Here is a 12,294-nt window from a genome sequence, read left to right as displayed (position 1 = left end):
GGCCTCACTTCGCGATGTGCGCAACGGTGGCAATTTCAACCAGCGCTTCAGGCTTTACCAGCCCGCACTGGATGCAAAACCGCGCCGGTTTATCGCCGGGGAAAAACTCCGCGTAGATCTCGTTAATCGCGGCGTAGTTTTTCCAGTCGGTGATAAAGATGCTGTTGAAGGTCACGTCCTCCATCGTGCCACCCGCCGTTTCGATCACGGTTTTGATCGTCTCCAGCACGTGGCGGGTTTGCGCCTTTGGGTCATCGATAAACACCACGTTGTTGTCTTTATCAAACGGCAGCGTGCCTGAGACATACACCACGCCGTCGGCGAGGGTACCGGGGACAAACGGGGCTATAGGGGTGCTGGTGCCCGGCGGAATAATCACGGATTTCGGCATAGCGGTTCTCCTCAGGCGATGCGGGCGAGCGGGGGATCCAGCGCGTCGCAGAAATCATTGACGTTACTGACCCAGCCAAAAAAGGTTTCGATATTGAACAGGGCGGCTTTCTGGGCAAAATCCGGCCCGGCCTGATGGGTAGCGTCTTCCAGCACCACGCCAAAATACTCGAGGAAGAAGCCGTCGCGCAGGGTGGACTCCACGCAGACGTTGGTGGCAATGCCCGTAAAGACCAGATGACGAATGCCCCGGCTGCGCAGCAGGCTGTCGAGCGGGGTATTGAAAAAGCCGCTGTAGCGCGGTTTCGGCAGTACGATATCGCCAGCTTCCGGTACCAGCTCATCCACCAGCTGATAATCCCAGCCGCCTTTCGCCAGCAGCGTGCCCTGGAGTTCAGGCCGTTGGCGCATGGTTTTCAGGGCGTTGGATTTGTGAAAGTTGGGTGAGCCGGGACCGCCAGCTTCGACGTACTGGTCGTCCCAGCCGTTCTGGAACCAGACGATCAGCATGCCCGCAGCACGCGCGGCGCTCACGGCGGTTTTGATATTCTCAATCACCGGCTGCGTGGCCGAGACGTCGAACCCGGCCAGATCCAGATACCCGCCTTTACTGGCATAGGCGTTTTGCATATCCACCACGATCAGCGCGCTCTGCTGCGCGTCAAAGGTGATGGCCTCCGGGCGAGCGTTGAGGGTCGTCATTACGCCACCTCCTTCGTCACGGCAGGGATGTGGGCACGGCACTGCATCAGCGGCTGAATACGCTCGCCGAAGGTTTCCACGCCGGTGAGAAAATCATCGAAGGTCAGCAGCACGCCTTCGGCGCCGGGCACGGCAGCCACTTCGTCGAGCATTCTGGCGACGCTGGCATACGAGCCAACCAGGGTGCCCATGTTGATATTGACGGCAGACGTCGGGTCGGCCATCTGGCGAACGTTGGTGTCCGCGCCGGAGCGGGTATCCTTCTGGCTCTGCTCGGTCAGCCAGCTCAGGGCTTCCTCGTCGGCGCCGTCCTTGTATCGTTCCCATTTGGCGCGCGCGGCGTCGTCGGTTTCGTCGGCAATCACCATAAACAGCACGTAGGAGCCCACGTCGCGCCCGATTTTGTCGGCGGCCGCTTTCATGCGTGCCGCGGTGGGCGCGAAGGCGACAGGGGTGTTAACGCCTTTGCCGAAGCAGAAGTTGAAGTCGGCGTATTTGGCGGAGAATTCCATCCCCGCGTCGCTCTGCCCGGCGCAAATCACCTTCATCGGCACCGACGGCTGGGGGCTGACGCGGCAGTCGTTCATGGTGAAGAAGTCACCCTTGAAGTCACTTTTGCCGGTGCCCCACAGATCGCGTAGCACCTGCACGTATTCAGTCAGGTAGTCGTAGCGACGGGAGAAGTAATCGTCACCCGGCCAGATCCCCATCTGCTCGTACTCCGGCTTTTGCCAGCCGGTGACCAGATTGACGCCAAAGCGCCCGCCGGAGATGGAGTCGATGGTGGAGGCCATCCGCGCCACGATTGCCGGGGGAAGGGTAAGGGTGGCGGCGGTGGCGTAAATCTGGATGCGCGAGGTTACCGCCGCCAGGCCCGCCATCAGGGTAAAGGACTCCAGGTTGTGGTCCCAGAATTCGGTCTTACCGCCGAAACCGCGCAGCTTGATCATCGAGAGCGCAAAGTCGAAGTGGTAATGCTCCGCTTTCTGCACGATGGCTTTATTCAGCTCAAAGGTCGGCATGTATTGCGGGGCCGTGGTCGAGATAAGCCAGCCGTTGTTGCCGATCGGTACAAATACGCCAATTTTCATCACGAACCTCTCTTCATTACGTCGCAGGTGTCACGACGTTTTTGCAAAGGGAGTGCCAGTTTTGAAAAATACTTTGTTATTAGGGTGTTAACTGGTGGTTGTTAAATTTAACAACGAAAATGTGGACTAAGTGGTCAAAATCATTGCACAGAAAACAGGCACTCATGCGCGCTGAGGGTGCAGAAGGTCGTGGCGAGACGGGGGTTTTGCTATGCTGAGCGCAGGACAGAAAATGGAGAGCGAAAATGACACAAGGCGCAGTGAAAACACCCGGTAAACGTTCGCAGGCGGTGAGCGCCAAGAAACAGGCGATCCTCAGCGCCGCGCTGGAGACATTTTCGCAGTTTGGTATTCACGGTACGCGCCTTGAGCAGGTGGCGGAGCAGGCCGGGGTGTCCAAAACCAATCTGCTCTACTACTACCCGTCAAAAGAGGCGCTCTATATCGCGGTGATGCAGCAGATCCTCGATATCTGGCTGGCACCTCTCAAGGCGTTTCGCGAAGAGCTGGCCCCGCTGGTGGCGATAGAGGAGTACATACGCCTGAAGCTGGAGGTATCGCGTGATTACCCGCAGGCATCAAGGCTGTTCTGCCTGGAGATGTTGCAGGGCGCGCCGCTGTTGCAGGCGGAGCTGACGGGAGATCTAAAGCAGCTGGTGGACGATAAATCGGCGATTATTGCCGGATGGGTCGCCAGCGGAAAGCTGGCCCCGGTCGATCCGCAGCATCTGATTTTCATGATTTGGGCCTCAACCCAGCACTACGCTGACTTCGCGGTCCAGGTCGAGGCGGTAACCGGTAAAACGCTCCAGGACGAGGCGTTTTTCCAGAGCACCCTGGAAAACGTGCAGCGGATGATTATTGAAGGGATCCGCGTGCGTTAATCAGCCGGTTGGAAAGGGCAGCTTAAATTGCCCTCTTCACACTGCATCAACGAGGCCAGAAAGGCTTCGCGCTCCGCTGTTTTCTCCGTCAGGCACTGGTTGATAATCATCGGCTGAATAGTGCCACCTTCGGTTCCTGAACCCATCAATTTACAGTCTGCGTCACGCAGGGCGATCCACGCCTGCTGCGCCTTTTTCAGCAGGTCGCGCTGAGGGGCTGCCGCGCGTTTGATGGCGGCCTGGTACGTCTGGTTGAGCTTTTTATCCGCAGCCTGGTACTGCTCTGCCGCACAGGCACTGAGTTCTGTCTGGGTGGTCGCTTTGTCGCACTCGTCGGCAAGCGCACTGGCGCTGAGCAGCAGGGCTGCACCTGCGAGAAATACTCTTTTCATCATTCCCTCCGTGTAAAAAAGCCGGATGCGCTGCGCTTATCCGGCCTACGGTGATTTTGTAGCCCCGGTAAGCGTAGCGTCACCGGGGAAAGTTTACACGATTAACCGATTGTCATCAGGCTGGCGTTACCGCCTGCCGCCGCGGTGTTGACGCTGAGCGAGCGCTCCACGTACAGACGCTCCAGCAGCAGGTTGGTTTCCCCGCGGGCGAAGCCCTGCACCGAGACAATCGCGCCGCTGCGGGCCGCCACCTGCTCGCACAGTTCGCGCAGCTGGTCGGAATCACCGTGGTAGATCACCGCGTCAAACGGCTGGGTCAGCAGGGCATCGGCCTTCGCAAAGCGAATGCGAGCCGAGACCGCTTTTGGCAACTGTTTGGCGAGGTCGCGATGCAGGGCATCTTCCGGCCACAGCACCTCACAGCCCGTTGCCGTTGCGGCTGCCAGCTGCACCAGCGCATCCTCCTCGTTATCCGCCACGCACAGCACACGCTCGCGCGGCATCAGCGTCCAGGTGTTGCGCTCACCGGTTGGACCCGGCAGCAGACGCTGTGTTCCCGCCTGCGCCAGCTCGCCGTACTGCTGTGCAATCGCATGCAGCTCGGGACGATTTTCAGCCCACTTAATCAGCGCGTCCAGCGGCTGGGTCAGCACGGCTTTCACCTGCGCATCCACCGGATAGTCCGCGTCCTGACGCGCCAGCGTCACGCCCAGCGCATTTTCCGGACGGTTTGCCAGCAGACGGTACAGATAGAGCGGACCGCCCGCTTTCGGGCCGGTGCCGGAGAGGCCTTCGCCGCCGAACGGCTGCACGCCCACGACTGCGCCGACCATATTACGGTTGACGTACAGGTTGCCGACTTTAGCATTGCCGGTCACCTGGGCAATGGTTTCGTCGATACGGGTATGCACGCCAAGCGTCAGGCCGTAACCCGAGGCGTTGATCTGATCGATCAGCTCGTTGAGGTTGTTACGGTTGTAGCGCACAACGTGCAGTACCGGACCGAAGACCTCTTTTTTCAGCTCGTCGAAGCTTGCCAGCTCAATCAGCGTTGGCGGCACGAAGGTGCCGGTCTGCCACTCGCGGGCATCTTCACTGTTCTCACGCACCGCCTGGAACACCGGACGGCCTTTGGCACGCATGGTCTGAATGTGGTTTTCGATGTTGGCTTTGGCTTCCGCGTCGATCACCGGCCCGATATCGGTGGTGAGACGGCCCGGGTTGCCCATGCGGCATTCCGCCATCGCACCGCGCAGCATCTTCAGCGTGTGGTCAGCCACGTCATCCTGTAAGCACAGCACGCGCAGGGCGGAACAGCGTTGACCCGCGCTGTCGAAGGCAGAGGCCAGCACGTCAACGACGACCTGCTCAGTGAGCGCGGAGGAGTCCACGATCATGGCGTTCATGCCGCCGGTTTCAGCGATCAGCGGCGTTGGACGGCCCTGCGCATCTAGACGGGTGGCGATGTTGCGTTGCAGCAGGGAGGCTACTTCGGTCGAACCGGTAAACATCACGCCGCGCACGCGGTTATCGGAGGTCAGTTTGGCACCCACCGTTTCACCGCGCCCCGGCAACAGCTGCACCACGCCCGCCGGTACGCCCGCTTCCAGCAAAATGTTAATGCCCTGAGCGGCAATCAGCGGAGTCTGCTCTGCCGGTTTTGCCAGCACGCTGTTGCCTGCGGCAAGGGCCGCGGCAATCTGGCCGGTGAAGATTGCCAGCGGGAAGTTCCACGGGCTGATACAGACCACCGGGCCGAGCGGACGGTGCGTTTCGTTGTCGAAATCATCACGCACCTGACCGGCGTAGTAGTGCAGGAAGTCGACCGCCTCACGCACTTCGGCGATGGCGTTGCTGAAGGTTTTACCCGCTTCACGCACCAGAATGCCGATAAGCTGCTGCATCTGATCTTCCATCAGCACCGCCGCGCGTTCCAGAATGGCGGCACGCTCCTGCGGCGGGGTGGCAAACCAGATTGGCGCGTTGTTCACCGCGCTCTCCAAAGCCTGATCCACTTCCGCTTCTGTGGCTTCGCGCACGTAGCCGACGATATCCTTCGGCTCTGCCGGGTTGATCACCGGCTGCATTTCACCGTCTTCAACGGACTGCTCAAGGATCGGTTTGGCCTGCCACTTCTGCAATGCGCTGTTAAGCAGGGCAGAAGAGAGCGACGCCAGACGGTGTTCGTTGGCGAGATCCAGACCCGCCGAGTTGGCGCGGCCTGCACCATACAGCTCGCGCGGCAGGGCAATCTTCGGATGCGGCAGACCAATCTGGCCTTCCTGCGCCGCCATCTTCTCTACGGCCTGTACCGGATCGGCCACCAGTTCGTCCAGCGGCAGGGTGGTATCGGCGATGCGGTTAACGAAGGAGGTGTTCGCCCCGTTCTCCAGCAGACGACGCACCAGGTAGGCCAGCAGGGTTTCGTGTGTACCTACCGGGGCATAAATACGGCACGGACGGTTCAGCTTGCCGTCGGCCACTTTACCGGTCACCTGCTCGTACAGCGGTTCACCCATGCCATGCAGACACTGGAACTCGTACTGGCCCGGATAGTAGTTCTGACCCGCCAGGCTGTAGATCGCCGCCAGGGTGTGGGCGTTGTGGGTGGCGAACTGCGGATAAATCAGGTTCGGCACGCCGAGCAGTTTTTTCGCGCAGGCGAGGTAAGAGACGTCGGTGTAGACCTTGCGGGTATAGACCGGATAGCCTTCCAGTCCTTCCATCTGGGCGCGTTTGATTTCGCTGTCCCAGTAGGCACCCTTCACCAGACGGATCATCAGGCGGCGACGGCTACGGCTGGCCAGGTCGATCAGGTAGTCAATGACGAACGGGCAGCGTTTCTGGTAGGCCTGGATAACGAAACCAATCCCGTTCCAGCCCGCCAGCTCCGGCTCGAAGCACAGTTTTTCCAGCAGATCGAGGGAGATCTCCAGACGATCCGCCTCTTCGGCGTCGATGTTGATGCCGATGTCATACTGGCGCGCCAGCAGGGTCAGGGACTTCAGGCGCGGATAGAGTTCTTCCATCACCCGGTCGTACTGCGCGCGGCTGTAGCGCGGGTGCAGGGCGGAAAGCTTGATAGAGATGCCTGGCCCTTCATAAATACCGCGACCGTTGGACGCTTTACCGATGGCGTGGATCGCCTGCTGGTAAGAGACCATGTAGGCCTGCGCGTCGGCGGCGGTCAGCGCCGCTTCACCCAGCATGTCGTAGGAGTAGCGGAAGCCTTTGTCTTCCAGCTTACGGGCGTTCGCCAGCGCTTCGGCAATGGTTTCCCCGGTGACGAACTGCTCGCCCATCAGGCGCATCGCCATGTCTACGCCCTTGCGGATCAGCGGCTCGCCGCTCTTGCCGATAATACGGTTCAGGGAACGCGACAGGTTGGCTTCGTTATGGGTGGAGACCAGCTTGCCGGTAAACAGCAGGCCCCAGGTGGCGGCGTTCACAAACAGGGACGGGCTGCGGCCAATGTGGGAGTGCCAGTTGCCGTTGCTGATTTTGTCGCGGATAAGGGCATCGCGGGTGGCTTTATCCGGAATACGCAGCAGCGCTTCCGCCAGACACATCAGCGCCACGCCTTCCTGCGAGGAGAGGGAGAACTCCTGCAACAGACCCTGCACCATGCCGGCGCGTCCGCTGGCGGTTTTCTGATTACGCAGCTTGTCGGCGAGCTGATACGCCAGGCTGTGCGCCTGAGCGGCAACGGCTTCCGGCAGGCGCGCCTGCTCCAGCAGCATCGGCACGGCGTCGGTTTCGGCACGGCGATAGGCGCCGGTAATGGCGGCGCGGCTGACGGACTGCGGCAGGATCTGCTCGGCAAATTCCAGGAACGGCTGGTGGTTCTCATCAGCGGCCGTCGCGGCCTCTTCGCCTTCGTTCGCAGCGCCCGCCAGCAGGGCAGGCAGCTCCGGCAGACCTTCTTCACTCTCCAGTCTTTCCAGATAGTTAAAAATCGCCTGCTTGATTAACCAGTGCGGCGTGCGGTCGATACGGGTCGCAGCGGTTTTAATCCGTTCGCGGGTAGCGTCATCCAGCTTAACCCCCATGGTGGTCATCCCCATGCCAAAACTCCTGTTGTTCTGTAATAGCGTTCTGTTGATAGCGTGAAATATCCACCATGTTGCAACTTTGTGCAACCGTGTTAAATGTGACCTGGTCTGCAAGCTGGAAAATGAATGGATTGTTAACGATTAGTTAGCTGTGAAAAAGAACGCGCGGCGGTTTCTGAGCCCAGTTTTTATGCGGTGCTTAACACTTTTTAAAGGTGCAACCCGTAAAAGCGTGAGCGAGTGCAACCTATAGGAAAGACGTATAAAACCAGGGATGAAATTCATGTAAATGCAGTGTTAAATCGTTTGTCAGTGGGATGCGTATACGGCAGGATAGCGCGCCCAACGGAAACACATACACACATCACTACGTTCCGGTGATGACATAACAAGGCAGCCCGGACGGCTGTCGCTCGACATTTTGGAGAATTTGAATGGCTATTAGCACACCGATGCTGGTGACATTTCTCGTTTATATTTTTGGCATGATCCTGATAGGGTTTTTGGCATGGCGTTCCACTAAAAACTTTGACGACTACATCCTCGGCGGGCGCAGCTTGGGCCCGATGGTCACCGCACTCTCAGCGGGCGCATCCGACATGAGCGGCTGGCTGCTGATGGGGCTGCCGGGCGCGATTTTCATCTCCGGTATCTCCGAAAGCTGGATCGCCATCGGCCTGACCGTTGGCGCGTGGATTAACTGGAAGCTGGTAGCAGGCCGTCTGCGTGTGCATACCGAAGCCAACAACAACGCCCTGACGCTGCCGGATTACTTCACCGGACGCTTTGAAGATAACAGCCGCATATTGCGTATTATCTCTGCGGTGGTGATCCTGCTGTTCTTCACCATCTACTGTGCCTCCGGCATTGTGGCGGGCGCGCGCCTGTTCGAAAGCACCTTCGGCATGAGCTATGAAACGGCGCTGTGGGCCGGTGCGGCCGCGACCATCCTCTATACCTTCGTGGGCGGATTCCTGGCGGTAAGCTGGACCGATACCGTGCAGGCGAGTCTGATGATTTTCGCCCTGATCCTGACCCCGATAATTGTGATCTTTACCGTCGGCGGCTTTGGTGAATCGCTGGAAGTGATCAAGCAGAAGAGCATCGAAAACGTCGATATGCTGAAAGGGCTGAACTTCGTGGCCATCGTCTCCCTGATGGGCTGGGGCCTGGGCTACTTCGGTCAGCCGCACATTCTGGCGCGCTTTATGGCGGCGGATTCTCACCACACCATCGTTCACGCGCGCCGCATCAGCATGACGTGGATGATCCTGTGTCTGGCGGGGGCATGCGCGGTCGGTTTCTTCGGTATCGCCTACTTCAACAACAACCCGGCGCAGGCGGGCGCGGTGAACCAGAACGCCGAGCGCGTGTTCATCGAGCTGGCGCAGATCCTGTTCAACCCGTGGATTGCCGGTATCCTGCTCTCCGCGATCCTGGCGGCAGTCATGTCCACCCTGAGCTGTCAGCTGCTGGTGTGCTCCAGTGCCATCACCGAAGACCTCTACAAAGCGTTCCTGCGTAAGGGCGCGAGCCAGAAAGAGCTGGTGTGGGTAGGGCGTTTTATGGTGCTGCTGGTGGCGCTGGTGGCGATTGCGCTGGCGGCTAACCCGGAAAACCGCGTGCTGGGGCTGGTGAGCTACGCGTGGGCGGGCTTTGGCGCCGCATTTGGTCCGGTGGTGCTGTTCTCCGTTCTGTGGTCACGCATGACCCGCAATGGCGCGCTGGCGGGGATGATTATCGGTGCGGTTACCGTTATCGTCTGGAAACAGTTCGCGTGGCTGGGCCTGTACGAAATTATCCCGGGCTTCATCTTCGGCAGCCTCGGTATTGTGGTGTTTAGCCTGCTGGGTAAAGCGCCGTCTGCATCTATGCAGAAGCGCTTTGCGGAAGCGGATGCGCATTACCACTCAGCGCCGCCGTCTAAGCTCCAGGCTGAGTAATTTCCCCCTCACCCTAACCCTCTCCCCAAAGGGGAGAGGGGACAGACCGTTCACCCGTTCGAGATGAGAATGATGATTAAAACAGGGTTGATGATGGCAGCATTACTGCTGCTGGCGGGGTGTAACGCTCCCACGCAGCATGCGGCGGTGGAGACCTGCAAAGCGGATAACCAGATGCAGCAGACTACGCTCTATTTTGGCTTGAATCGCCCGGCAGGGGCGCAGATTACCGGCAGCGAGTGGCAGCAGTTTGTCGACCAGGACGTGACGCCGCGTTTTCGCGATGGCTTAACGGTGGTTGATGCCCGCGGGCAGTGGCTGGGGAACGACGGAAAAGTGGCGCGTGAACCCAGCAAAGCGTTAATGCTCATCCATGGTAAAGACGCGCAGAGCGAGAAGAACATCGAAGCGTTGCGCGGGATCTATAAGTCTCGTTTCGCGCAGGAATCGGTGATGCGGGTCGACCAGCCGGTGTGCGTGCAGTTTTAATGAGAACGGCGGGAATTCCCGCCGTTGTTGTTTTGTAGGCCGGGTAAGCGAAGCGCCACCCGGCATTGCATCAGAGCACCAACCCCGCAAAGCTCGCCGACAGCAGGCTCACCAGCGTTGCCCCGTACACCAGGCGTAAACCAAACCGCGACACCACATTACCCTGTTGCTCGTTCAGGCCTTTTATTGCCCCCGCCACAATACCAATGGAGGCAAAGTTAGCGAACGACACCAGGAACACTGACAAAATGCCCAGCCCGCGCGGTGACATTTGGTGGGCTATTTTTTGCAGCTCGATCATCGCCACAAATTCATTCGCCACCAGTTTGGTTGCCATAATACTGCCCGCGCTTAAGGCATCGCTCAGCGGAATACCAATAAGCCACGCCAGCGGATAAAACACGTAACCCAGAATCTGCTGGAAGCTCAGGCCAAATACGCTGGAGAAGAGGGCATTAACGGCGCTAATAAGGGCGATAAAGCCAATCAGCATCGCCAGAATAATCATCGCCACCTTAAAACCGGCCAGAATATATTCGCCCAGCATTTCAAAGAAGCTCTGGGATTCATGCAGCTTTTCCAGTTTGATATCGGGTTCGGCTTCCGGGCGGGCCGGGTTAATGACCGAAAGGATAATAAAGGTGCTGAACATGTTCAGGAGCAGTGCCGCGACGACAAATCTGGCGTCGAGCATGGTCATATAGGCACCGACAATCGACAGCGAAACCGTCGACATCGCCGTTGCAGCCATCGTAAACAGGCGGCGTGAGGAGAGATCGCCCAACACGCCCTTGTAGGCAATGAAGTTTTCAGACTGACCGAGTATCAGTGAGCTCACCGCGTTAAAGGATTCCAGCTTGCCCATGCCGTTCAGTTTTGACAGCAGCGTCCCGATAACCCGAATAAAGATCGGCAGAATACGCCAGTGCTGCAGAATACCAATCAGAGCCGAGATAAAAATAATGGGGCAGAGCACGCCAAGGAAAATGAACGCCAGCCCTTTTTCACCCATCCCGCCAAAGACAAAATTCGTCCCTTCGGCAGCGAATTTAAGCAGTGATTCAAAGAAACCGGAGACATGTTTAATAATGAACAGGCCGCTTTCTGCATGCAGAAAAAAGAATGCCAGCGCGATTTCAATCACGATCAGCTGTAAAACGAAACGAATGCGAATTTTTCGGCGGTCGAAACTCACCAGCCAGGCAAGTGCAAGAATAATCACCAGCGCCAGCAGGAAATGGACAATTTTAAACATGGTTTATTTTCAGTTGGTTTTCGAGGCGGACATTTAGCCACAGCCCCGGTTAACCGTAAATGGGCATTTTCGTTATACCTTATAAACGCAACGGTTACTCAGGCAATTATTATTCCGCAATGCGTTTACATCTGGTCATCAAAACTCCACATATTTCGCTTGTTTTTCTTGTAGCCGTAATGATAATCACTATCACAAGAATTTACCTTTCTTTGCATCAGTTGACCGCGATAAACATTTAAGGTGTCTGCATGTTTGTTCCTTTTCTCATTATGTTACGTGAAGGCCTTGAAGCGGCCCTGATTGTTAGCCTTATCGCCAGTTATCTGAAGCGCACCCAGCGTGGACGCTGGATCGGCGTGATGTGGGTTGGCGTCTTCCTGGCCGCGGCGCTTTGCCTGGGGCTGGGTATTCTTATCAACGAAACCACCGGTGAATTTCCTCAGAAAGAGCAAGAGCTTTTTGAAGGCATTGTTGCCGTAATAGCGGTGGTGATCCTCACCTGGATGGTGTTCTGGATGCGCAAGGTCTCCCGTAACGTGAAGGTACAGCTGGAGCAGGCGGTGGATAACGCCCTGCAAAAAGGCAACCAACACGGCTGGGCGCTGATCATGATGGTTTTTTTCGCCGTGGCGCGTGAAGGCCTGGAGTCAGTGTTCTTCCTGCTCGCGGCTTTTCAGCAGGACGTGGGCATCTGGCCGCCGCTGGGCGCGATGCTTGGGCTGGCCACGGCGGTTGTGCTTGGCTTCCTGCTCTACTGGGGCGGCATTCGTCTTAACCTGGGCGCGTTCTTCAAGTGGACCAGCCTGTTTATTTTGCTGGTGGCCGCGGGGCTGGCGGCAGGGGCGATCCGCGCCTTCCATGAAGCGGGCCTGTGGAACCACTTCCAGGACGTGGCGTTTGATCTTAGTAACGTTCTCTCCACCCACTCACTGACCGGCACGCTCCTTGAAGGTATCTTCGGCTATCAGGAAACGCCGAGCGTCAGCGAGGTGGCGATGTACTTTATCTATCTTATTCCGGCGCTGGTGCTGTTCTTCATGCCATCGCGCCCCAGCGCTCAGCCGTCGCGTACTGCGCCGTGAAGCGCTTTGTT

At 58.1% G+C, this 12,294-nt stretch carries 10 protein-coding genes; 4 read left to right on the top strand and 6 right to left on the bottom strand.

The features are described 5' to 3' along the window. Positions 1–4 precede the first annotated feature (4 nt). The 3 genes from rutC to rutA are packed head-to-tail and all read right to left on the bottom strand — an operon-like array spanning position 5 to position 2,183. Positions 5–391, bottom strand: a complete 387-nt coding sequence (gene rutC / locus ACOTX2_RS05870; protein ID WP_015570870.1) for a pyrimidine utilization protein C — start codon at positions 389–391, stop codon at positions 5–7. An 11-nt stretch (positions 392–402) separates the two neighbouring features. After that, positions 403–1,092, bottom strand: coding sequence for a pyrimidine utilization protein B (gene rutB / locus ACOTX2_RS05865; protein WP_022647681.1), 690 nt, complete (start codon positions 1,090–1,092; stop codon positions 403–405). Continuing rightward, positions 1,092–2,183 carry a pyrimidine utilization protein A gene (gene rutA, locus ACOTX2_RS05860; protein ID WP_063147644.1) on the bottom strand — a complete coding sequence of 364 codons (1,092 nt, stop codon included), beginning with the start codon at positions 2,181–2,183 and terminating at the stop codon, positions 1,092–1,094. Before rutA ends, rutB begins: the two co-directional genes overlap by 1 nt. 245 nt (positions 2,184–2,428) lie before the next feature. On the opposite strand from rutA, the gene rutR reads away from it, so the two are divergent. Further along, a complete protein-coding gene (rutR, locus tag ACOTX2_RS05855) occupies positions 2,429–3,067 on the top strand; it encodes an HTH-type transcriptional regulator RutR (protein ID WP_063147643.1) in 639 nt (212 codons plus the stop codon). Here rutR and ACOTX2_RS05850 read toward each other — a convergent pair. Together ACOTX2_RS05850 and putA are read right to left on the bottom strand one after the other, a co-directional pair. Further along, a complete protein-coding gene (locus ACOTX2_RS05850) occupies positions 3,064–3,459 on the bottom strand; it encodes a lysozyme inhibitor LprI family protein (protein ID WP_022647684.1) in 396 nt (131 codons plus the stop codon). The genes rutR and ACOTX2_RS05850 overlap by 4 nt on opposite strands. Positions 3,460–3,560: 101 nt before the next feature. Then, the gene (gene putA, locus ACOTX2_RS05845; RefSeq protein WP_063147642.1) at positions 3,561–7,523 is read right to left on the bottom strand and encodes a trifunctional transcriptional regulator/proline dehydrogenase/L-glutamate gamma-semialdehyde dehydrogenase; all 3,963 of its coding nucleotides are present in this window, start codon (positions 7,521–7,523) and stop codon (positions 3,561–3,563) included. Between the two features lie 422 nt (positions 7,524–7,945). Here putA and putP point away from each other — a divergent pair, with 422 nt between their 5' ends. Together putP and ACOTX2_RS05835 are read left to right on the top strand one after the other, a co-directional pair. Beyond that, complete coding sequence (putP, locus tag ACOTX2_RS05840; RefSeq protein ID WP_022647686.1) at positions 7,946–9,454, top strand: sodium/proline symporter PutP; 1,509 nt, start codon at positions 7,946–7,948, stop codon at positions 9,452–9,454. 69 nt (positions 9,455–9,523) lie between these two features. Further along, positions 9,524–9,943, top strand: coding sequence for a DUF3574 domain-containing protein (locus ACOTX2_RS05835; protein ID WP_045307917.1), 420 nt, complete (start codon positions 9,524–9,526; stop codon positions 9,941–9,943). Positions 9,944–10,013: 70 nt separating this feature from the next. Here the strand turns inward: ACOTX2_RS05835 and ACOTX2_RS05830 are convergent, their stop codons facing one another. Continuing rightward, the gene (locus tag ACOTX2_RS05830) at positions 10,014–11,198 is read right to left on the bottom strand and encodes a NupC/NupG family nucleoside CNT transporter (protein WP_063147641.1); all 1,185 of its coding nucleotides are present in this window, start codon (positions 11,196–11,198) and stop codon (positions 10,014–10,016) included. Positions 11,199–11,449: 251 nt separating this feature from the next. On the opposite strand from ACOTX2_RS05830, the gene efeU reads away from it, so the two are divergent. Then, entirely contained in the window at positions 11,450–12,283 is an 834-nt protein-coding gene (gene efeU, locus ACOTX2_RS05825) for an iron uptake transporter permease EfeU (protein ID WP_032624499.1), read from the top strand. Positions 12,284–12,294 lie beyond the last annotated feature (11 nt).

Origin of the sequence: Enterobacter cloacae complex sp. IR5412 (genome assembly GCF_049237385.1) — a bacterium.
In the GTDB taxonomy this organism is placed as follows: Bacteria; Pseudomonadota; Gammaproteobacteria; order Enterobacterales; family Enterobacteriaceae; genus Enterobacter; species Enterobacter intestinihominis.
Note: the sequence above shows the minus strand (reverse complement) of the source record. Positions and strands in the feature narration are given on the sequence as shown.